Below are 19,922 nucleotides of genomic sequence, written 5' to 3' on the forward strand. Positions count from 1 at the left end.
CCCCACCCGTAGATATGTCCGGTTATTTTTCAGAATATAGGCCATATCACTGCCCAACACCTTTTACAGCAGAACATATCGCCACATGGCGATTTTTTCTCCTGAAAGACAGTGAAAAAAACCAGTTTCAACGAAACGGTAAAATTTAACGCTAAATAACATTTAGGTTTCTGGCGCATTATAGGGCAGGAGTTAAATGTAACAGACTATTACAAACGTCTTGCCAGACGGGTCAGGATAGTGAACATTACCCGCCGTTTCCCCTCCCACTATAACTATAAAGCGGATGGACTACGGTCATCACGCTATGAACACCCCCGTTAATATGGGATGTAAAAAAAGAGGTATATGTGTCTACTGCAAACAATAAACCAGCTGAAGAGAGCGTAAGTCTTAACGCTTTCAAACAACCGAAATCGTTCTATCTCATATTCTCTATTGAGCTGTGGGAGCGTTTTGGTTACTACGGTCTGCAAGGGATCATGGCGGTTTACCTGGTGAAACAACTGGGTATGTCCGAAGCCGATTCCATCACCCTGTTCTCTTCTTTCAGTGCTCTGGTCTACGGTCTGGTCGCAATTGGCGGCTGGCTGGGCGATAAAGTGCTGGGAACCAAACGTGTCATTCTGCTGGGCGCCATCGTTCTGGCGATCGGTTATGGTCTGGTAGCCTGGTCTGGTCACGATGCCGGCGTGGTTTACCTGGGTATGGCGACCATCGCGGTGGGTAACGGCCTGTTCAAGGCGAACCCGTCTGCCCTGCTTTCTACCTGCTATAAGAAAGATGACCCGCGTCTGGACGGTGCATTCACCATGTACTACATGTCCATCAACATCGGTTCCTTCTTCTCCATGCTGGCGACCCCGTGGCTGGCAGCAAAATTCGGCTGGAGCGTGGCGTTTGCCCTGAGCTTCGTCGGTATGCTGATCACCGTGGTGAACTTCCTGTTCTGCCGCAGCTGGGTGAAAGATTACGGTTCAAAACCTGACTTTGCGCCAGTACAGATGGGTAAACTGCTGGCGACGCTGGTCGGTGTTGTCGTGCTGGTTGCTATCGCCACCTGGCTGCTGCACAACCAGGGTATCGCACGTGCGGTGCTGGGCGTGGTTGCGCTGGGTATCGTCTGCATCTTCGCCAAAGAAGCTTTTGCCATGCAGGGCGCAGCGCGTCGTAAGATGGTGGTTGCTTTCATTCTGATGGTTGAAGCGATTGTCTTCTTCGTGCTGTACAGCCAGATGCCAACGTCTCTGAACTTCTTCGCGATCCGTAACGTTGAGCACTCTATCCTGGGTATCGCGTTCGAGCCTGAGCAGTTCCAGGCCCTGAACCCGTTCTGGATCATGGTAGGTAGCCCGATCCTGGCTGCCATCTACAACAAGATGGGCGACCGCCTGCCAATGCCGCACAAGTTCGCGGTGGGCATGGTGCTCTGCTCTGGTGCCTTCCTGGTACTGCCGCTGGGCGCGGAATTCGCCAGCGACGCGGGTATCGTCTCCGTGAACTGGCTGATCCTGAGCTACGCGCTGCAGTCTATCGGTGAGCTGATGATCTCCGGTCTGGGCCTGGCGATGGTTGCGCAGCTGGTGCCACAGCGCCTGATGGGCTTCATCATGGGTAGCTGGTTCCTGACCACTGCGGGTGCTGCCATCATCGCCGGTAAGATCGCCAACCTGATGGCTGTGCCTTCTGATGTGACCGATCCGCTGCAGTCTCTGCATGTCTATGGTGATGTGTTCCTGCAGATTGGTATTGCCACTGCGGTTATCGCTGTGCTGATGATGCTGACTGCACCAAAACTGAACCGCATGACTCAGGACGACGACACTACCGCTAAAGCGAGCAGCACCGCCGCCGTGTAATGTCATCGGGAAACGACTGAATACAAGCCGCTAACTGTGCGTTAGCGGCTTTTTTTTTATTATGGGGCGCACTAACATAGGGTAAACCTACGTAAACAGGAGTGACCGATGAAACTGTTCTATAAACCAGGCGCCTGCTCTCTTGCCTCCCATATTACGCTGCGCGAGAGCGGTAAAGACTTCACCCTCAACGGTGTTGATCTGATGCAAAAGCGTCTGGAAAACGGCGATGATTTTTTCGCGGTGAATCCTAAAGGCCAGGTTCCGGCCCTGCTGCTGGAAGATGGTACCCTGCTCACCGAAGGTGTTGCCATTATGCAGTACCTGGCGGACAGCGTCGCGGATCGCCAGTTGCTGGCGCCAGCCGGCACTATCGCCCGCTATAAAACCATTGAATGGATGAACTACATCGCCACCGAACTGCACAAAGGTTTTACCCCGCTGTTCCGCCCGGACACCCCGGAAGAGTACAAGCCGACCGTTCGCGCCCTGCTGGAGAAGAAACTGCAGTATGTGAACGCGTCGCTGAAAGACGATCAGTGGATCTGTGGGCAGCGCTTTACCATTGCCGATGCGTATCTGTTTACCGTCCTGCGCTGGGCGCGGGCCGTGAAGCTGAACATGGAAGGATTAAGCCATATTGACGCCTATATGGCGCGTATGGCGGAGCGTCCTGCCGTAGCGGCAGCACTGGAAGCGGAAGGGTTGAAGTAAGAGAGCGGTTTATTGCCGGGTGGCGCTGGCGCTTACCCGGCCTACGAGCTCTGTAGGCCCGGCAAGCGCAGCGCCGCCGGGCATTGATGTCATAGCTGGGTCGCGCTGAAAACGTGTTCTGGCTTCGCGATACGATCCTGGGCCGCCACCACCTGCAACTCGTACTCCTGCAGGGCTTTGGTGGCGATCATAATTTCATACACCGCCGCCGTGACGTGCTCAAGCGCATCACGCACCGTTGCCCCCTGCAGTAGTTTCACCAGCAGCAGACCACTGGTCACATCGCCCACACCCACCGGCTGACGGCTGCCAAAATCCACCAGCGGACGGCTGATGTGCCAGGCTTCATCTTTGGTCACCAGCAGCATCTCAAAGCGATCCGGGCTGATTCCGGCGCGGGCCAGATGTTTCACCAGCACGATTTCCGGCCCCATCGCAATCAGTTCACGGGACGCCGCAACGGCCTCCTCCACGCTGTTTACCGGATGTTCGCAGAGGATCTCCAGTTCAATGAGGTTTGGGGCAATGATGTCGCTGGCCGGTAAAGCGTGACGCACGTGAAACTCCGCCACGCCAGGGGCCACGATACAGCCTTTCTCCGGATGGCCCATCACCGGATCGCAGAAGTATTTCGCCGCCGGGTTCGCCGCCTTCACCTGGCGGACAATGCCCAGAATATGCTCGCCCTGCTCGGCTGACCCCAGATAACCGCTCAGCACGGCATCGCAGGTTTTGAGTTTGTCGATATCAGCGATGCCCTGAACAATCTCTGTGAGATGAGCGGGCGGCATCACGCAACCGGTCCATTTACCGTATTGCGTATGGTTGGAAAACTGAACGGTATTTAATGGCCAGACATTGGCCCCGAGACGGCGCATCGGAAATTCTGCGGCGCTGTTGCCAGCATGCCCAAAAACAACGTGGGACTGGATGGCGAGGATATTCTTCATTTTCTTACCACAACCCTGAAAAAATAAAGGGGCGTGGTTTCCCACGCCCCTGTGCTTTTATGATTATTTCCAGCAAACCAGACAGTAATTCTTTTTACCGCGACGCAGCAAGGTATAACGACCAAACAGGCGATCGCTGTCAGCGAAGACGTACTCCGCGTCAGACTGTTTTTCACCGTTAATGGTGATGGCGTTGGAGGCGATGGTTTTACGCGCCTGGCCGCGGGACGGCTGAAGCTCAGAGTCGACCAGGGCCTGCATCAGATCGGCACCTTTGTCCATCTCCACCATCGGCACGCCATCCTGCGCCAGCTGTTCGAAGTCTGCTTCGCTCAGATCGCTCAGGTTGCCGTTAAACAGGCTGGCGGTAATGCGCTTGGCCGCCGCTAAGCCCTCTTCGCCGTGAACCAGCTTCGTGACCTCATCGGCCAGCACGTACTGGGCGCGTGGTGCTTTACCGCTGTTCTTGTCTTCTTCTTCAAGAGCATTGATCTCTTCAATGTCCATAAAGGTGAAGAACTTCAGGAAGCGATAAACGTCAGCGTCTGCGGTGTTGATCCAGAACTGGTAGAACTTGTACGGGCTGGTCTTCTTCGGATCGAGCCATACCGCGCCGCCTTCGGTTTTACCGAACTTGGTGCCGTCGGCTTTGGTGATCAGCGGAACGGTCAGACCGAAGACCTGATTCTGGTGCAGACGACGGGTCAGATCGATACCGGAGGTGATGTTACCCCACTGATCGGAGCCGCCAATCTGCAGCGACACGCCGTGCAGCTCGTTCAGACAGGCAAAGTCATACCCCTGCAGCAGGTTGTAGGAGAACTCGGTAAAGGAGATGCCCTGATCGTCACGGTTCAGACGCTGCTTCACCGCTTCTTTGTTGATCATCTGGTTAACGGAGAAGTGCTTGCCGATATCACGCAGGAAGGTCAGCACGTTCATGCTGCCAAACCAGTCGTAGTTGTTCGCAGCGATCGCGGAGTTTTCACCACAGTCAAAGTCGAGGAAAGGCGCGACCTGTTTGCGAATTTTCGCGACCCACTCCTCTACGGTATCCGCCGTATTCAGTTTACGCTCAGCGGCTTTGAAGCTTGGGTCGCCAATCAGACCCGTTGCGCCACCGACCAGAGCCACAGGCTTATGGCCAGCCAGCTGGAAGCGTTTCAGGCATAACAAAGGAACCAGATGCCCCAAATGCAAGCTGTCAGCGGTAGGATCGAAGCCGCAATAGAGCGCGATCGGGCCTTGCGCCAGTCGCTCTGCTAACGCTTCCTCGTCCGTCACCTGGGCTACCAGCCCCCGCTCTTGCAATTGTTTAATCAAGTTACTGCTTGCCATCAAATTCTCCATGTATAAAACGACTGCACCTTTGCCGGTACACGACTTTTCGCCAGACGCGAAAGGTACATAGAATAAAGCGCTGACCAACGTAGCGCCAGCGCTTAAGAGAACAAATTTCGGGGATTACGGTGCCAGCCGATCGATTTTCCACGCGCCGTTATCGCGCTGGTAGATAAACCTGTCGTGGAGGCGATGTTCACCGCCCTGCCAGAACTCCATCTGCTGTACGGAGACGCGGAAGCCGCCCCAGAAACTTGGCAGTGGCACTTCGCCCTGCTGGAATTTCTGTTTCAACTCAAGGAACTTGCTCTCCAGCACGCCGCGGGCAGAGATGCGGCTCGACTGTTTAGAGACCCAGGCGCCAATCTGACTGTCGCGCGGACGGCTGTGGAAATACTTCACCACTTCAAGGGTAGAGAGACGCTCAACGGAACCGGTGACCATCACCTGGCGCTCCAGCATATGCCACGGGAAGAGCAAACTGATACGCGGGTTATTTTCCAGATGCTGCGCTTTACGGCTGCCGAGGTTGGTGTAGAACACCAGCCCTTTGTCGTCGTAATGCTTGAGTAGCACGATGCGCTGGTAGGGTTGGCCATTTTCATCGACGGTGGCAACCACCATCGCGGTGGGATCGGCCAGTTGTGCTTCACAGGCCTGTTTCAGCCAGTGCTCAAATAGCACCAGCGGCTCGGAGGGGAGATCCTGGCGACGCAGGCCGCCTTTGGTATATTCGCGCCTAAGGTGCGCAATTTTCTGCAATTCGTCGTTATCTGGCATGGCGTTAACTGACGTTGACAATGGGTGACGCTATTGTGCGCCGCCCCCTGCAAAATCTCAACGCTTCGGATTTTCGATCTGACAATTGTTCAGCACAATGCGATCGCGCTTGTAGACCGTTGCACTGTCGCCTTTCGACCAGAAGACATAAACCCCGTCGCTGTAGCGGGTCCCGGAGGCGGACATTCCCTGTTTCAGCGTCAGCAGCTTATTGTCGTACACGAAACTGACTTCCTGACGGGGATTGTTGAGCTTAACGGTAAGGGGCTTTTCGTCGCACTGATAGGCCAGCGTGTCGGTTTGCATGCGCTCGACGAACTGGTTGTAAACGCTACAGCTCGCCAGCAGAAAGGGAGTAAAAACAAGAAGCAGTTTTTTCATGGGTAAATTCCGAAGACTTTCCTGGTCCCGGAGGGCGCGAAGGCCCTCCCGTTTTTTCGGCTATTCTCACCCACACCAGGCTTAAGTGAAATTCGGTTAACTCTGATTTTGCCGCGGATTCGCTGGAAAAACAGCACCTAACACGCTCGCTTCGCGCGCGCCGGTTACCGAGGGTAAGTTCCCCGGCAGGCCTGCCACCGTGCGCCACGCCAGCCAGGCAAAGGCCAGCGCCTCCATGTCATCGCCGCTGATCCCGGCCTTGTCGGTGGTGGTCACCTCCGTGCCCGGCAGCAGACCGGCGAGACGGGTCATCACCAGTGGGTTACGGCTGCCACCGCCGCACACCAGCAGCCGCTCGCAGCCCCCGCTCAACAGCACCTGTTCCGACACCGAAACGGCAGTAAGCTCTGCCAGCGTGGCCTGTACATCCTCAGGCGCCAGGCCCGGGAAGTTCGCCAGCTGACGCTCAAGCCAACCGTAGTTGAAGTATTCGCGTCCGGTGCTTTTCGGCGCCGGTGCGGCAAAATAGGGATCGCAGAGCATGCTTTGCAGCAGCGGGATAATGACTTTACCGCTGCAGGCCCACTGAGCGTCTTTATCGTAGGCTTTACCCGCCTGACGCCAGATCCAGGCGTCCATCAGCATATTTCCCGGCCCGGTGTCGAACCCGCGTACCGGCTGGCCTGGGATCAATAAAGAAAGATTGGCGATGCCGCCGATATTGAGCACCATGCGGCGCTCCGTCGGATGCGCCAGCAGGGCGTGGTGGAACGCGGGAACCAGCGGGGCACCCTGCCCGCCGAGGGCCATGTCGCGGCGGCGGAAATCCCCCACCACCGTCACCCCGGTTTTGGCGACGATCTGGTTGTTATCGCCTATCTGCAAGGTATGCGGCGCGTCGCCGCCAGGCTCATGCCAGACGGTTTGCCCGTGACAGCCGATCGCCACCACATCCTGCGGACGCAGATTCTCCTGATTCATCAGCGCCAGCACCGCATCGCCGAACAGGCGTCCGAGCTGCGTATCAAGCTGTCCCAGCTGCGACAGCGTCAGCTGTTGGCCCTGACAGATATTCAGGATCGCCTGTTTCGTCTCCTGGGGAATAGGCCAGCTAAGGCTTGCCTGCTGGGCAACCATATTCTCGTCTATTGCCGCCAGGACGACATCCACACCATCCAGACTGGTTCCTGACATTACGCCAATGTAGCGACCCGATTTCATCCGTTTTCCTTAATCCGTTTGGGCTGATAACTCACTCCACCATAAACCGATTATCAATGCTACGGCGGACTCATACTTTTTAACAATAGCTGTTGCTGGGCGTCATTCCAGGAATAATCCGTATCGCCTGCAGGGTGACATCGTCGCTTGTATAGCTATGGTTGAGTGAGAATCGAGTACCATTCTGATTGTGTTTGAGCAAATATAGGATTTATGGCATCCGATGCCATATAATTTAGCCATAACGGATGCTCAACGAGCGTTTTTGGTGAACAGGAGATTCAAATGATTTTACGTGTACTGGCCGTTTCGCTGGTTGGATTCACTCTGGCTGGCTGTGTTAATGACAACTCCCTTTCCGGGGTTGTTTACAGTGCCTCTGAGGCGAAACAGGTTCAGAATGTCACTTACGGCACCATCGTGAACGCGCGCCCGGTACAGATTCAGGGTGGTGATGAGAACAACGTGATCGGCGCACTTGGCGGTGCGGTACTGGGTGGCTTCCTCGGTAACACCGTGGGTGGCGGCACAGGTCGCTCCCTGGCAACCGCGGCGGGTGCCGTAGCCGGTGGTGTTGCGGGTCAGGGCGTCCAGGGTGCGATGAACAAATCTCAGGGCGTTGAGTTAGAGATCCGCAAGGATGACGGCAGCACCATTATGGTGGTCCAGAAACAGGGCAACACCCGGTTTGCTGCTGGTCAACGTGTGGTACTGGCCAGCAACGGCAGCCAGGTCACCGTCTCCCCTCGTTAATAACCTTATGGGCGTGGTCATCTCACCACGCCCTATTCCATTAAGCATCATCCCCACAAATATATTCACCAGATACATTCACGCCGCTTATATTTAATTTTCATACTGCTTGTTCCTGCGCAAAGTATTCCATCTGCGCATATGAGATCATTCGCAAATCCTTTTTCCTCTTCATTTGAAAAATATATGCTTGCGATAAATCATTATATTAAGAACAAGTATGTGCAGTTCTTTTTGGGCTGCTTTATTGTCATCGGGATCTTACATTCTCTCTTTTTTGGAGTGGTTGAAAAGACCGCATCATTTTCACCGCTTCTTTTTCCCATGCTCACCATATTTTTGTTGGTATTTCACCTGTTTATTGCCTGTTTTATGGTAATGAAATACTGGTGCGACAGAATGCGTTTATATCTGATGTGCTTTGCATTCGCCTTTATCGGCTCCGCTCTGTTGATGGTAGGCACGCTCTCCAGCTTCCCGGCGTGGCTGGATATCTATCGGTACAGTGTCATTAACTATAACGACGCCATGATTTACTTTACGTTCCGTCATCTGTTGATGGGCGTACTGTTTATCGTTGCGGCTGTGCTGTATGCAATCCGTAACCGGCCGCTGTCACGGATTTTCCATCTTTCTGTCATTACAGGCATGTTTATATTTACGGCCCTGATATTGATACTGGCCTGGCTCTACTCCAGCAATGTTGCGTTATTATCATTACATTTGGTCGACAACGAAACCCGGCAATATCTATTGCTGTGGAAACGGCCCATTAACATTACGCTCATCACGCTCTGGGTTATTGCATTAGCCGCGCTGCTGCGTACCACGCGGGTACGCAACCTGTTCTGGATTGGCGGTAATTTCATATGCCTCTGTTATATCGCCACGCTAGCCATGTTGTTTTTGGGCGGGCAGGCAGAAGATATCTCGTGGTATCGCGCACGGTTATTTGAGGCTGTCGCCACGCTGCTGATTATGTTTGTCCTGCTGTACGACGTATTTAATCTTTATCGTGAATCGCATCTGAAGTATCAACAGTCTTACCAGAATTCCATTCGCGATCCGCTGACACGGCTCTACAACCGCAGCTATTTTTATGATGCCCTGAACCACGCCCTTCGTACGGTAAAATCGACGGAGCCGGTCTCGGTTATCGTCAGCGATCTCGATCGTTTTAAGCGTATCAACGACTGCTACGGGCACCTGCAGGGGGATAAAGTGTTGCAGTTTGTCGCTCAGCTGCTGAAGGATTCCGTCCGGCCACAGGACGTTGCGGCGCGCATCGGAGGAGAAGAGTTTGTCCTGCTGTTAACCCATACTCCCCCTGAAGCGGCGCGCCAGGTTGCGGAGCGGATACGCTTAAAACTGAGCAGCTTCGATAAAGCCAGCTCTGACGGACAACTTCCCGAGCCCATCACCATCAGTATGGGCGTGTTTACCGCCACAGGGAAAATCAGCGCTGAAGAGTGCGTCGAACATGCAGATAAGGCGATGTACGAGGCGAAAGAGAGCGGGCGTAACCGGGTGGTCGTGTTCCAGTAAAGAAAAAGCCTTGCGTTCGCAAGGCTTTTTTAAAGGTTAGTCGCGGGACTGTAGCTCATTGATATTGTGCTCTAGCCGGGCTACCAGCGAGATCAGCTGTTCCAGTTCGGCGGGCGTGATCCCGGAGAGGATCTCACCGCGCGTTTTGCTGATCACCGCCTCCATCTCTGTAATGATGGGGGTGGCTTTCTCTGTGAGTTTAATCCGCTTGGCACGACGATCGCTGGCGCAGGTCTGGCGTGAGATCAGCCCCTTCTCTTCCAGTTGATCGAGCGTACGTACCAGTGATGGCTGCTCGATGCCAATCGCTTTTGCCAGTTGGATCTGTGACTGGTCGGGTGGCAGCTGATGGATGTTATGCAGCGTGACCCAATGCGTCTGTGTCAATTCCAGAGGTTTCAGGCGATGGTCAATCAGAGCACGCCAGATGCGTACTAACCTTGCCAGATCAGAACCTAGTGGCGATTCCAATTTCATCTCCTTATAATTAGCTTGCTAAGTTATTATACTGATTTTAGAATAGTGTGCAGCATTTATATTGCCAAAACAAATGCAATACTGCATACATCCTTGATGAGAGTCTGATTTACACTTTGTTGTGACGCCCCAGCGCGTTATGCGGCCGCGCTTTTTGGCCACTCCCCATTTGCAAAGGAACCGGCACGTGACGTTCACGCTTAACGCCTCGGGGTTACCGCTTCAGGATCTGATAGTAGGTGCCTCGGTTTACTTTCCCCCTCTGTTCAAAGCGGTGATGCTGGGTTTTATTCTCTGGCTTGTCACCCACCGCTTGCTGCGCGACTGGATCTATTCCGGTGAAATCTGGCACCCCATGCTGATGGATCTTTCGCTGTTCGTCCTTGCAGTTTGCCTGGGACTGGTTCTGCTCATTGTGTGGTGACTATACTTATGAAAACAATCAAATATTTTTCATCATTACTGCTTCTTGCCGTGGCGATCATCGCCGGATGGTGGCTATGGAATTATTATATGCACTCCCCCTGGACCCGGGATGGAAAGGTGCGCGCCGAACAGGTCAGCGTGACGCCCCAGGTCTCCGGCACCATTACCACCCTGCACATTAAGGATAACCAGTTTGTCCATGCGGGAGAGGTGCTCTTCAGAATTGATGAAACCCCTTTCCATATTGCGGTGCTCAACGCCGAGGCGCAGCTGGCTAAAGCCCAGTCCGATCTGGCGAAAGCGAACAACGAAGCAAACCGACGTCGCCATCTGTCGCGAAACTATATTTCTGCTGAAGATCTGGATACCGCCAATATCAACGTCAAGGCGATGCAGGCCAACGTAGCGGTGGCTGAAGCCACGCTAAAACAGGCGCAGTGGCAATTGACTCAGACGGTGGTTAAAGCCCCGGTGGACGGCTGGGTCACCAATCTCTCTACCCGGGTAGGCGATTACGCCACCACCGGCCAGCCGGTATTCGCCCTGGTCGACAGCCACTCCTTTTACGTGGTGGGCTATTTTGAAGAGACCAAGCTCCGGCATATCCGCGAAGGCGCACCGGCGCAGATCGTACTCTACAGCAGTTCGCAAAAGTTACAGGGTCACGTATCGAGTATTGGCCGGGCTATCTACGATCAGAGCGTGGAGACCGATTCAGGACTGGTGCCCGACGTGAAACCCAATATTCCCTGGGTGAGGCTGGCGCAGCGCATCCCGGTGCGCATCAGTTTTGACAAGTTGCCGCCTGACCTGACGCTGGTCTCCGGCACGACCTGCACCGTCTCTGTGGGAACCGCCCGGTGAACCTGCCCGCTTTCTCCTGGCGCAACCTGCCATGGATAAAGGCGACTCCGGCGCAGTGGCGCTACGCCCTGCGCAACGGGATAGCGATGTGCCTGGCCCTCACTGTCGCCTACTGTCTTAACCTCGACGAACCCTACTGGGCGATGACCTCGGCGGCGGTGGTCAGCTTCCCGACCGTTGGCGGGGTGATCAGTAAAAGTCTGGGCCGGGTGGCGGGCAGCCTGCTCGGTGCCACCGCAGCGCTGATTATTGCCGGTCATACGCTCAACGACCCGTGGCTATTTCTGTTCAGCATGGCGGCCTGGCTGGCGCTCTGCACCTGGGCCTGCGCCCATTTCACCAATAACGTCGCCTATGCCTTCCAGCTGGCCGGATACACCGCGGCGATCATCGCCTTTCCGGTCATTGATATTCTCGACACCACCCAGCTGTGGGATATCGCCCAGGCCCGCGTCTGCGAGGTCATTATTGGCATCCTTAGCGGCGGGGTAATGATGATGATCCTGCCCAGCACCTCCGACGGCAAAGCCCTTATTACCGCACTGAAAACCATGCACACCCGGCTGCTGGAGCACGCCAGCCTGCTGTGGCAGCCCGACAGTAACGATGCCATTCGCCTGGCCCACGAAAAGGTTATCGCCCAGATCCTGACCATGAACCTGCTGCGCATTCAGGCTTTCTGGAGCCACTACCGTTTTCGCCGCCAGAATGCCCTGCTCAATTATCTCCTCCACCAGCAGCTTCGGATGACCAGCGCCATCTCCAGTCTTCGCCGCATGCTGCTGAACTGGCCCAATCCGCCCGCCCACACCCGGGAGGTCATTGACCAGCTGCTCGCCACCCTTGCCCGGCCTGACGCCGATTTTTATACCGTGGCGCGGATCCTTGCTCCGCTGAGGCCAGGCAACGACGCGGATTACCGCCATCGTGCTTTCTGGCAGCGGCTACGCTATTTCTGCCGGCTTTATCTACAGAGCAGCCGCTGGATAAAAGCCGTTGAAACCGCGACGCCAATAACAGAGTTTATCGTTCCCCGCAGCCCGGCGCTGGCCCGGCATACCGATAATCTGGAAGCGCTGTGGAGCGGGTTTCGCACCTTCTGCGCTCTCAGTCTGGTGGGCGCCTGGACCATTACCGCCCAGTGGGAAGCCGGGGGAGCGGCCCTGACCCTGGCCGCGATCAGCAGCGTGCTCTATTCGGTGGCGGCTTCGCCCTTTAACTCGCTCACCCTGCTGCTGCGCACCCTGATCCTGCTCTCGCTCTTCAGCTTTGTGGTCAAGTTTGGCCTGATGGTGCAGATCTCGGACCTCTGGCTGTTCCTGCTGTTTCTCTTCCCGCTGCTGACCACCATGCAGCTGCTGAAGCAGCAGATGCCCGCCCTCGCCGGTCTGTGGGGCCAGCTTATTGTCTTTATGGGTTCATTTATTTCGGTGACCAACCCGCCGGTGTATGACTTTGCCGATTTTCTCAATGACAACCTGGCAAAAATTCTTGGTGTGGGGCTGACGTGGCTGGCCTTTGCGGTGCTGCGTCCGGGATCGGATGCGCGCAAGAGCCGTCGTCACATTCGCGAGTTGCGGCGCGGATTTGTCGATCAGCTGAGCCGCAGGCCGCGGCTCAGCGAGAATGGCTACGAATCGCTGGTCTATCACCATGTGAACCAGCTCAATAACAGTCAGGATGCACTGGCGCGACGCTGGCTGCTGCGTTGGGGAGTGGTGCTGCTGAACTGCAGCCATGTCGTCTGGCAGTTACGGGACTGGGAGACGCGCTCGGATCCGCTGGCCCGGGTGCGCGACGTCGCCGTCTCACTGCTGCGTGACATTATGAGCGAACGCGGCGTACAGCAGCGTCCCCTGGCCGCCACGCTGGATGAGCTTCAGCGTATCTGTGACACCCTGGCGCATCATCCACAGCCCGCCGGACAGGAGCTTGCAGCCATGATCTGGCGGCTGCACTGCTCGCTATCCCAGCTGGAACAGGCACCCGCACCGGGCACCCTGAGCGATCAGATCACCCCGCAGGCGTAGCGCTCCCCGCCACCGCCCAGAGGTTTAGGGTGATCCGACATATTATCCCCGCCGACATGAATCATCAGCGCTTTGCCTTTCACCTCATCCAGCTTTTTGAGGCGCGGGGCAACGACCGGGTCGGTCGCTTTACCGTCATTATTGACCACCAGCGCTGGCAGATCGCCTAAGTGGCCCATCCCCTCCGGCCCTTCATGTTTGCCGGTGTTATGGGGATCGAGGTGTCCACCCGCGGCCTCAGCGGCGGACGGTTTGCCATCTTTCATGGCCGGTTCGCAGGAGCCTTTGGCGTGGACGTGATAACCGTGTTCGCCCGGAGGGAGGGCTTTAAGATCCGGGGAAAACTCAAGGCCTTTATCGGTTTCAGTGATGGTGACTGTCCCGATGGACTGGCCGATCCCCTGAGAGGTGACGAGGTTCATCTTTACTTCTTCGCTGGCAGCCTGCGCACCTGCACAAACCACCAGCGTCAACGCTGCCAGAGTAAATCGCTTCATATGACCTCCTTGGTTATTTTTTGCCCCTTAAGTTTATACCAGGGGCAACGTTTTAACCGGAAAGTCAGACAAATAGAGAATTACGGCACGTCGTAACCCAGCGCAGCTTTGCGGATGCGGAACCACTGCTGGCGGGTCATGTTCAGCTGCTCTGCTGCCAGCGCCGAACGTACACGCTCAATTTTGCCGGAACCGATGATCGGCAGCGGCTGGGATGGCAGACGTAAAATCCACGCATAGACCACCTGCTCGATGGTTTCGGCATTCAGCTCCTGGGCTACCTTCGCCAGCTCATCGCGCAGCGGCTGGAAAGCATCATCATTAAACAGGCGCCCACCGCCGAGGCAGGACCAGGCCATCGGGCGAATACGCAATTGCTGGAGCTGATCGAGGGTACCATCCAGCAGCAGCGGCTGATAAACCGGTGAAATTTCAACCTGGTTAGTCGCCAGGGTGAACGGCAGACGCGACTGCAGCAGGGCAAACTGGGCTGGCGTAAAGTTAGAGACACCAAAATGGCGCACCTTGCCGCTCTGGTGCAGGGCGAGGAAGGCTTCGGCAACCTCATCGGCGTCCATCAGCGGATCGGGACGGTGGATCAGCAGCAGGTCAAGGCGATCGGTCGCCAGATTCGTGAGGGACTGTTCTGCACTACGAATAATGTGGTCGCGGTCGGTGATGTAGTGGCCGAGGGCATGCTCCGCTTTCGCCGTGGTGGCGATACCGCATTTGGTGACGATCTCCATACGCTCACGCAGCGCGGGAGAGAGCTTCATCGCCTCGCCGAAGGCGGCTTCACACTGATAGCCGCCATAAATATCGGCGTGATCGACAGTGGTGATCCCCAGATCCAGATGCTCTTCAATAAAACTGGCCAGCTCCTGGGCGGACATGTTCCAGTCCATCAGACGCCAGTAGCCCATCACAAAACGAGAAAACTCCGGGCCCTGCGGGGCAAGGGTAATACGCTGAACCATAGCAATTTCCTTTAAAAAAAGTCTGGGGAGAGTATACGCGTTTGTGACGCTAAAAAAGTGAGGGCTGCTGAGGTTCTTCAGCTTCAGGGGGCTTGTTTGCGCGCAATTTGCGCAAAAGACGCTGACGGCACAGGCGCAGGATCTCCTGTTTCTGGGCATCGCTCATTGATTGCCAGTTAAAACGCTCTTCCCGGCTGCGCATACAGCCGCGACAAAACCCTCGCTCATCCGACTGGCAAATACCGCGGCACGGGCTCTGGACAGGAAAGAACTCCAGTTGTTCAGCCACACGCACCTCCCGAAACCCAAGATTCAGTAAAGTGAAGACCTTAAGCCGGGGTTACGCAAGAGGTCAACCACAGAATTGTGGCATTAAGGTTTCACTAATCTTCGCTCCCTATACTCGCCTCATCACTATTCTTGCTGGTTGACGATGATGCAGATGTTAAAAAAGTTACAGTGTAACGACACGCGATTCACGCTGGGCTGCGCGCTCCTGTTTACCCTGTTAAACGCCCTTTTTATTCACCGTAGCTGGCAGGTCATCGCCCCCGTCCGGCTGCATGATTTTGTTTTTGCCCTGACCGTGCCGCTGGTGCTGTTCTGCGGCTGGGTCATTGTCTTCAGCATTCTGAATATTCCACTTATCCGTAAACCGCTGCTGGTATTGCTCACCCTGGGATGCGCGGCGGCGACCTGGTTCATGTTTACCTACGGCGCGGTGATTGACCAGAATATGATGGTTAACGTCTTCGAGACCAACTCTCAGGAGGCCACGGCGCTCATCACCCCGCAGCTGATGCTGTGGCTGGCGATCGCCGGGCTGGTGCCAGCCGCCGTGCTGGCGCTGATTCGTATTCGTCCGGGTAAGTGGTGGCAGACGCTGTTGATGCGCGTGGCGGCCATCCTCGCCAGCCTGGTGGTGATCCTTCTGGTGGCCGCGCTCTTTTATAAGGACTACGCCTCGCTGTTTCGCAATAACAAAGGCATCGTCAAAATGGTGACGCCAGCAAACTACGTCAGCGCCATCGTCAAGTACAGCAAGGCGCGCTGGTTTGCCGGCGACCAGACTCTCATCCACCTCGGGGAAGACGCGCGTAAAGGCCCGGTGCTGCTGGCGCAGCAGAAAAAAACCGTGCTGGTGCTGGTGATTGGCGAGGCGTCCCGGGCTGAAAACTACTCCCTCAACGGTTACGGGCGTGACACTAACCCTGAGCTGGAAAAGCAGGAGATGATCAACTTCCCGCAGGCCTCCTCCTGCGGCACGGAAACTGCCGTCTCCGTGCCGTGCATGTTCTCAGGAATGCCGCGCAAAAAGTATGATGCCGATCTGGCCCATCATCAGGAAGGGTTGCTCGATGTGCTGGCGCACGCCGGGGTAAACCTGCTGTGGCGGGATAACGATGGCGGCTGTAAAGGGGCCTGTAATCGCATCCCGCATACCGACATGACCCAGTGGAAGCTGGATCAGTTCTGTAAGGATAAATCCTGTATTGATGACGTTAACCTCTATCGTCTCAATGAGACCCTGGATGGGCTAAAACAGGATACAGTGCTGGTGATCCACCTGATGGGCAGTCACGGCCCGGCCTATTATCAGCGCTATCCGGCGCAGTACCGCAAATTTACGCCGACCTGTGACACTAACCAGATCCAGGACTGCGATCACCAGGCGCTGATGAACACTTATGACAATACCATCCTGTATACCGACAGCGTGGTAAGTAAAACCATCGACGCCCTGAAGGCGCGTCAGGCGGCGATGAACACGGCGCTGGTTTATCTCTCCGATCACGGAGAATCGCTGGGGGAAAACGGTCTTTACCTGCACGGTACGCCGTACATGCTGGCGCCTTCGCAGCAGACGCACATTCCGTTTATGTTCTGGCTCTCGCAGGACTATAAAAAGAACTTTGGCGTGGATGCGCAGTGCCTGCGTAACCAGGCCGCGAAAGAGGCGGTGTCGCAGGATAATCTCTTCTCCACGGTGCTGGGGATGATGAACATTCGCACCTCCGTTTATCAGCCGCAAATGGACCTGCTTACTGCCTGTCGTCGAACGTAAGGCTTGCAATAGACCGATTGGTCTATTACATTGTCGACATGAATAAGCACACTGAACACGATACACGCGAACATCTCCTTGCGACCGGCGAGCGTCTTTGTATGCACCGCGGGTTCACCGGGATGGGTCTGAGCGAGCTGCTGAAAACCGCCGATGTGCCGAAGGGGTCGTTTTATCACTACTTCCGCTCAAAAGAGGCGTTTGGCGTGGCGCTGCTGGAGCGGCATTACGCGGATTACCATCAGCGTCTGGCCAACCATTTCGCCAGCGGTCAGGGCAATTATCGCGATCGTGTTCTGGCTTATTATCAGGAGACGCTGGCCCAGTTCTGTGCCCAGGGCATTATCAGCGGCTGTCTGACGGTAAAACTCTCTGCTGAAGTGTGCGATCTGTCGGAAGATATGCGCACGGCAATGGATAAAGGGGCCACGGGTGTCATCACCCTGCTGGCGCAGGCGCTGGCGAAGGGGCGCGAGGAGAAATCCCTGGCCTTCGTCGGGGAACCGCTCACCCAGGCGCAGGTGCTCTACTCCCTGTGGCTGGGGGCCAATCTGCAGGCCAAAATGTCCCGCAGCGCGCTGCCGCTTGAAAGCGCCCTGGATCATGTCAAAACCATTATTGCTACGCCTGGCAGTTAACAGGCGTTTTTATTTCGCAAATTACTAGACGACCGGTCTACTCAGGAGCCTTTATGTCAGCTGAAAAATTGTTTACCCCGCTTAAGGTGGGCGCGATCGAAGCACCAAACCGTGTCTTTATGGCGCCCCTCACCCGCCTGCGCAGCATTGAGCCGGGTGATATCCCGACGCCGCTGATGGGCGAATACTATCGCCAGCGCGTGAGCGCAGGACTGATCATCTCCGAAGCCACGCAAATTTCTGCTCAGGCAAAAGGTTATGCCGGCGCCCCTGGCCTGCACAGCCCGGAGCAGATCGCGGCGTGGAAGAAAATCACCGACGGCGTGCATGCTGAAGATGGCCGCATCGCCGTTCAGCTGTGGCACACCGGCCGTATCTCCCACAGCAGCATCCAGCCTGGCGGCCAGGCGCCGGTGTCTGCCTCTGCGATCAATGCGGGCACCCGCACCTCCCTGCGCGATGAGAATGGCAACGCCATTCGCGTTGACACCACCACGCCACGTGCGCTGGAGCTGGACGAGATCCCAGGGATCGTGAACGATTTCCGCCAGGCCGTCGCCAATGCCCGCGAAGCCGGTTTCGATCTGGTTGAACTGCACGGGGCCCACGGCTATCTGCTGCACCAGTTCCTGTCGCCTTCCTCTAACCAGCGTACTGACCAGTATGGCGGCAGCGTTGAGAATCGCGCCCGTCTGGTGCTCGAGGTGATTGATGCGGTTTCTGCAGAGTGGAGCGCGGATCGTATTGGTATTCGCGTTTCGCCAATCGGTTCTTTCCAGAACGTGGATAACGGCCCGAACGAAGAAGCCGACGCGCTGTATCTGATCGAAGAGCTGGCAAAACGCGGCATCGCTTATCTGCACATGTCCGAGCCAGACTGGGCTGGCGGCGAGCCATACACCGACGCCTTCCGTCAGAAAGTGCGCGATCGCTTCCCGGGCGTGATCATCGGTGCCGGGGCTTATACACCGGAGAAAGCCGAAGATCTGATTAACAAAGGGCTGATCGATGCCGTGGCCTTTGGCCGCGCCTATATCGCCAACCCGGACCTGGTGGCTCGTCTGCAGCGCAAAGCCGAGCTGAACCCGCAGCGTCCGGAGAGCTTCTACGGCGGCGGCGCGGAAGGTTACACCGATTACCCCTCTTTATAAGCCCTCGCATTGATAGCGGCGACACTTCGCCGCTATACTAAAACATCGTTTCTGTTCAAGATGATAAAAGCTAAGAGGATAATATGCGCCTACTTCACACCATGCTGCGCGTTGGCGATCTGCAACGTTCCATCGATTTCTACACCAACGTGCTGGGCATGACCCTGCTGCGCACCAGCGAAAACCCGGAATACAAATACTCCCTGGCCTTTGTCGGTTACGGCCCGGAGAGCGACGAAGCGGTTATCGAACTCACCTATAACTGGGGTGTGGATAGCTACGAGCTGGGCACAGCCTACGGCCATATCGCCCTGGAAGTGGATAACGCGGCAGAAGCCTGCGAGCGTATCCGCAGCAATGGCGGCAACGTGACCCGCGAAGCGGGTCCGGTTAAGGGCGGCACCACCGTGATCGCCTTCGTTGAAGATCCGGACGGTTATAAAATCGAACTGATCGAAGCCAAAGACGCCGGTCGCGGTCTGGGCAACTGATCCTGACGGGCGCGCCATGCGCCCGTTGTTTTACTGCATCTCGCCTCAAAATTTGCCATAATACGCACTGCTTTTTTCCCCTTGTAAGAGATCCAGATGTCCGATAACGCTCAACTTACCGGTCTGTGCGACCGTTTTCGTGGTTTTTATCCTGTCGTGATTGATGTCGAAACCGCTGGATTTAACGCCAAAACCGATGCGCTGTTGGAAATTGCCGCCATCACGTTGAAGATGGATGAACAGGGCAATTTGCTGCCGGATTCCACGCTGCATTTTCATGTTGAACCTTTTGAAGGGGCGAACCTGCAGCCTGAGGCGCTGGCATTTAATGGCATTGATCCGCATAACCCGCTGCGTGGGGCAGTGAGTGAATATGACGCGCTGCATGCCATCTTTAAAATGGTGCGCAAGGGCATGAAAGAGCAGAACTGTAATCGCGCAATCATGGTGGCGCACAATGCCACCTTCGATCACAGCTTTATGATGGCTGCCGCCGAGCGGGCGTCGCTGAAACGTAATCCGTTTCACCCGTTTGTGACCTTCGATACCGCGGCCTTAAGCGGGCTTGCGCTGGGGCAAACCGTGCTGTCGAAAGCCTGTATTACCGCCGGTATCGATTTTGACGGCACACAGGCGCACTCCGCCCTGTACGATACCGAACGCACGGCGGAACTGTTTTGCGAAATCGTTAACCGCTGGAAGCGTCTCGGCGGCTGGCCGCTGCCAGATGTTGGCAACAACGCATAAAAAAAGCGACCGGAA

General features: G+C 55.9%; 21 protein-coding genes. 12 read left to right on the forward strand and 9 right to left on the reverse strand.

Annotated features, from left to right (window positions below; translation table 11 throughout):
* The first annotated feature begins 350 nt into the window (after positions 1 to 350).
* Together dtpA and gstA are read left to right on the forward strand one after the other, a co-directional pair.
* Positions 351 to 1,859, forward strand: coding sequence for a dipeptide/tripeptide permease DtpA (gene dtpA / locus DVA43_RS07690; protein ID WP_103824578.1), 1,509 nt, complete (start codon positions 351 to 353; stop codon positions 1,857 to 1,859).
* A 108-nt stretch (positions 1,860 to 1,967) separates the two neighbouring features.
* Positions 1,968 to 2,573 carry a glutathione transferase GstA gene (gstA, locus tag DVA43_RS07695; RefSeq protein ID WP_114315171.1) on the forward strand — a complete coding sequence of 202 codons (606 nt, stop codon included), beginning with the start codon at positions 1,968 to 1,970 and terminating at the stop codon, positions 2,571 to 2,573.
* Between the two features lie 89 nt (positions 2,574 to 2,662).
* Here the strand turns inward: gstA and pdxY are convergent, their stop codons facing one another.
* The 5 genes from pdxY to anmK form a co-directional block, all read right to left on the reverse strand.
* The gene (gene pdxY, locus DVA43_RS07700; protein ID WP_103179379.1) at positions 2,663 to 3,523 is read right to left on the reverse strand and encodes a pyridoxal kinase PdxY; all 861 of its coding nucleotides are present in this window, start codon (positions 3,521 to 3,523) and stop codon (positions 2,663 to 2,665) included.
* 63 nt (positions 3,524 to 3,586) lie between these two features.
* Positions 3,587 to 4,861: a tyrosine--tRNA ligase gene (gene tyrS, locus DVA43_RS07705; protein ID WP_103824561.1), complete on the reverse strand. Its 1,275-nt coding sequence runs from the start codon at positions 4,859 to 4,861 to the stop codon at positions 3,587 to 3,589.
* Between the two features lie 126 nt (positions 4,862 to 4,987).
* Complete coding sequence (pdxH, locus tag DVA43_RS07710; protein WP_114315172.1) at positions 4,988 to 5,644, reverse strand: pyridoxamine 5'-phosphate oxidase; 657 nt, start codon at positions 5,642 to 5,644, stop codon at positions 4,988 to 4,990.
* A 57-nt stretch (positions 5,645 to 5,701) separates the two neighbouring features.
* Positions 5,702 to 6,025: a C-type lysozyme inhibitor gene (gene mliC, locus DVA43_RS07715; RefSeq protein ID WP_114315173.1), complete on the reverse strand. Its 324-nt coding sequence runs from the start codon at positions 6,023 to 6,025 to the stop codon at positions 5,702 to 5,704.
* Positions 6,026 to 6,121: 96 nt separating this feature from the next.
* Complete coding sequence (gene anmK / locus DVA43_RS07720; protein WP_103824564.1) at positions 6,122 to 7,246, reverse strand: anhydro-N-acetylmuramic acid kinase; 1,125 nt, start codon at positions 7,244 to 7,246, stop codon at positions 6,122 to 6,124.
* A 285-nt stretch (positions 7,247 to 7,531) separates the two neighbouring features.
* On the opposite strand from anmK, the gene slyB reads away from it, so the two are divergent.
* The gene (gene slyB, locus DVA43_RS07725) at positions 7,532 to 7,999 is read left to right on the forward strand and encodes an outer membrane lipoprotein SlyB (RefSeq protein WP_114315174.1); all 468 of its coding nucleotides are present in this window, start codon (positions 7,532 to 7,534) and stop codon (positions 7,997 to 7,999) included.
* A 186-nt stretch (positions 8,000 to 8,185) separates the two neighbouring features.
* Entirely contained in the window at positions 8,186 to 9,544 is a 1,359-nt protein-coding gene (locus tag DVA43_RS07730) for a GGDEF domain-containing protein (protein ID WP_114315175.1), read from the forward strand.
* 36 nt (positions 9,545 to 9,580) lie between these two features.
* On the opposite strand, the gene slyA is transcribed toward DVA43_RS07730, so the two are convergent.
* Positions 9,581 to 10,021, reverse strand: coding sequence for a transcriptional regulator SlyA (gene slyA / locus DVA43_RS07735; RefSeq protein WP_114315176.1), 441 nt, complete (start codon positions 10,019 to 10,021; stop codon positions 9,581 to 9,583).
* A gap of 187 nt (positions 10,022 to 10,208) precedes the next feature.
* Here slyA and DVA43_RS07740 point away from each other — a divergent pair, with 187 nt between their 5' ends.
* Genes DVA43_RS07740 through DVA43_RS07750 form a run of 3 tightly spaced genes read left to right on the forward strand, consistent with a single transcriptional unit; the run spans position 10,209 to position 13,341 of the window.
* Positions 10,209 to 10,445 carry a DUF1656 domain-containing protein gene (locus DVA43_RS07740; RefSeq protein WP_103823914.1) on the forward strand — a complete coding sequence of 79 codons (237 nt, stop codon included), beginning with the start codon at positions 10,209 to 10,211 and terminating at the stop codon, positions 10,443 to 10,445.
* A gap of 2 nt (positions 10,446 to 10,447) precedes the next feature.
* Positions 10,448 to 11,311: an HlyD family secretion protein gene (locus DVA43_RS07745; RefSeq protein WP_210406706.1), complete on the forward strand. Its 864-nt coding sequence runs from the start codon at positions 10,448 to 10,450 to the stop codon at positions 11,309 to 11,311.
* Entirely contained in the window at positions 11,308 to 13,341 is a 2,034-nt protein-coding gene (locus tag DVA43_RS07750) for an FUSC family protein (RefSeq protein WP_114315178.1), read from the forward strand. Before DVA43_RS07745 ends, DVA43_RS07750 begins: the two co-directional genes overlap by 4 nt.
* Here DVA43_RS07750 and sodC read toward each other — a convergent pair.
* The 3 genes from sodC to DVA43_RS07765 all read right to left on the reverse strand — a co-directional run bounded on the left by sodC (position 13,320) and on the right by DVA43_RS07765 (position 15,104).
* On the reverse strand, positions 13,320 to 13,838 hold the full coding sequence (sodC, locus tag DVA43_RS07755) for a superoxide dismutase [Cu-Zn] SodC (RefSeq protein ID WP_103179368.1): 519 nt from the start codon (positions 13,836 to 13,838) through the stop codon (positions 13,320 to 13,322). The two genes, DVA43_RS07750 and sodC, sit on opposite strands and share 22 nt — an antisense overlap.
* A gap of 80 nt (positions 13,839 to 13,918) precedes the next feature.
* Positions 13,919 to 14,815 carry an aldo/keto reductase family oxidoreductase gene (locus tag DVA43_RS07760; RefSeq protein WP_103823911.1) on the reverse strand — a complete coding sequence of 299 codons (897 nt, stop codon included), beginning with the start codon at positions 14,813 to 14,815 and terminating at the stop codon, positions 13,919 to 13,921.
* A 49-nt stretch (positions 14,816 to 14,864) separates the two neighbouring features.
* The gene (locus DVA43_RS07765; RefSeq protein WP_103179366.1) at positions 14,865 to 15,104 is read right to left on the reverse strand and encodes a DUF1289 domain-containing protein; all 240 of its coding nucleotides are present in this window, start codon (positions 15,102 to 15,104) and stop codon (positions 14,865 to 14,867) included.
* Between the two features lie 147 nt (positions 15,105 to 15,251).
* Here DVA43_RS07765 and eptA point away from each other — a divergent pair, with 147 nt between their 5' ends.
* The 5 genes from eptA to rnt all read left to right on the forward strand — a co-directional run bounded on the left by eptA (position 15,252) and on the right by rnt (position 19,907).
* Entirely contained in the window at positions 15,252 to 16,880 is a 1,629-nt protein-coding gene (eptA, locus tag DVA43_RS07770; protein WP_114315179.1) for a phosphoethanolamine transferase EptA, read from the forward strand.
* Positions 16,881 to 16,918: 38 nt separating this feature from the next.
* Positions 16,919 to 17,518 (forward strand): TetR/AcrR family transcriptional regulator, encoded by a 600-nt coding sequence (locus DVA43_RS07775; RefSeq protein WP_114315180.1) that lies wholly within the window; start codon positions 16,919 to 16,921, stop codon positions 17,516 to 17,518.
* 53 nt (positions 17,519 to 17,571) lie between these two features.
* Positions 17,572 to 18,669, forward strand: a complete 1,098-nt coding sequence (locus tag DVA43_RS07780) for an alkene reductase (protein WP_114315181.1) — start codon at positions 17,572 to 17,574, stop codon at positions 18,667 to 18,669.
* Positions 18,670 to 18,752: 83 nt separating this feature from the next.
* The gene (gloA, locus tag DVA43_RS07785) at positions 18,753 to 19,160 is read left to right on the forward strand and encodes a lactoylglutathione lyase (RefSeq protein ID WP_103823907.1); all 408 of its coding nucleotides are present in this window, start codon (positions 18,753 to 18,755) and stop codon (positions 19,158 to 19,160) included.
* A 96-nt stretch (positions 19,161 to 19,256) separates the two neighbouring features.
* Positions 19,257 to 19,907, forward strand: coding sequence for a ribonuclease T (gene rnt / locus DVA43_RS07790; RefSeq protein WP_114315182.1), 651 nt, complete (start codon positions 19,257 to 19,259; stop codon positions 19,905 to 19,907).
* Positions 19,908 to 19,922: the final 15 nt, after the last annotated feature.

The organism is Leclercia sp. W6 (genome assembly GCF_003336345.1).
Lineage (GTDB): Bacteria > Pseudomonadota > Gammaproteobacteria > Enterobacterales > Enterobacteriaceae > Enterobacter.

Bases quoted from the DNA above. Each gene is read 5' to 3' on its own strand.
- rnt (WP_114315182.1), top strand. From the start codon at position 19,257: ATGTCCGATAACGCTCAACTTACCGGTCTGTGCGACCGTTTTCGTGGT.
- pdxY (WP_103179379.1), bottom strand. From the start codon at position 3,523: ATGAAGAATATCCTCGCCATCCAGTCCCACGTTGTTTTTGGGCATGCT.
- sodC (WP_103179368.1), bottom strand. From the start codon at position 13,838: ATGAAGCGATTTACTCTGGCAGCGTTGACGCTGGTGGTTTGTGCAGGT.
- slyB (WP_114315174.1), top strand. From the start codon at position 7,532: ATGATTTTACGTGTACTGGCCGTTTCGCTGGTTGGATTCACTCTGGCT.
- DVA43_RS07730 (WP_114315175.1), top strand. From the start codon at position 8,186: ATGCTTGCGATAAATCATTATATTAAGAACAAGTATGTGCAGTTCTTT.
- mliC (WP_114315173.1), bottom strand. From the start codon at position 6,025: ATGAAAAAACTGCTTCTTGTTTTTACTCCCTTTCTGCTGGCGAGCTGT.
- gloA (WP_103823907.1), top strand. From the start codon at position 18,753: ATGCGCCTACTTCACACCATGCTGCGCGTTGGCGATCTGCAACGTTCC.
- DVA43_RS07775 (WP_114315180.1), top strand. From the start codon at position 16,919: ATGAATAAGCACACTGAACACGATACACGCGAACATCTCCTTGCGACC.
- eptA (WP_114315179.1), top strand. From the start codon at position 15,252: ATGCAGATGTTAAAAAAGTTACAGTGTAACGACACGCGATTCACGCTG.
- DVA43_RS07780 (WP_114315181.1), top strand. From the start codon at position 17,572: ATGTCAGCTGAAAAATTGTTTACCCCGCTTAAGGTGGGCGCGATCGAA.
- gstA (WP_114315171.1), top strand. From the start codon at position 1,968: ATGAAACTGTTCTATAAACCAGGCGCCTGCTCTCTTGCCTCCCATATT.
- slyA (WP_114315176.1), bottom strand. From the start codon at position 10,021: ATGAAATTGGAATCGCCACTAGGTTCTGATCTGGCAAGGTTAGTACGC.
- tyrS (WP_103824561.1), bottom strand. From the start codon at position 4,861: ATGGCAAGCAGTAACTTGATTAAACAATTGCAAGAGCGGGGGCTGGTA.
- pdxH (WP_114315172.1), bottom strand. From the start codon at position 5,644: ATGCCAGATAACGACGAATTGCAGAAAATTGCGCACCTTAGGCGCGAA.
- anmK (WP_103824564.1), bottom strand. From the start codon at position 7,246: ATGAAATCGGGTCGCTACATTGGCGTAATGTCAGGAACCAGTCTGGAT.
- DVA43_RS07760 (WP_103823911.1), bottom strand. From the start codon at position 14,815: ATGGTTCAGCGTATTACCCTTGCCCCGCAGGGCCCGGAGTTTTCTCGT.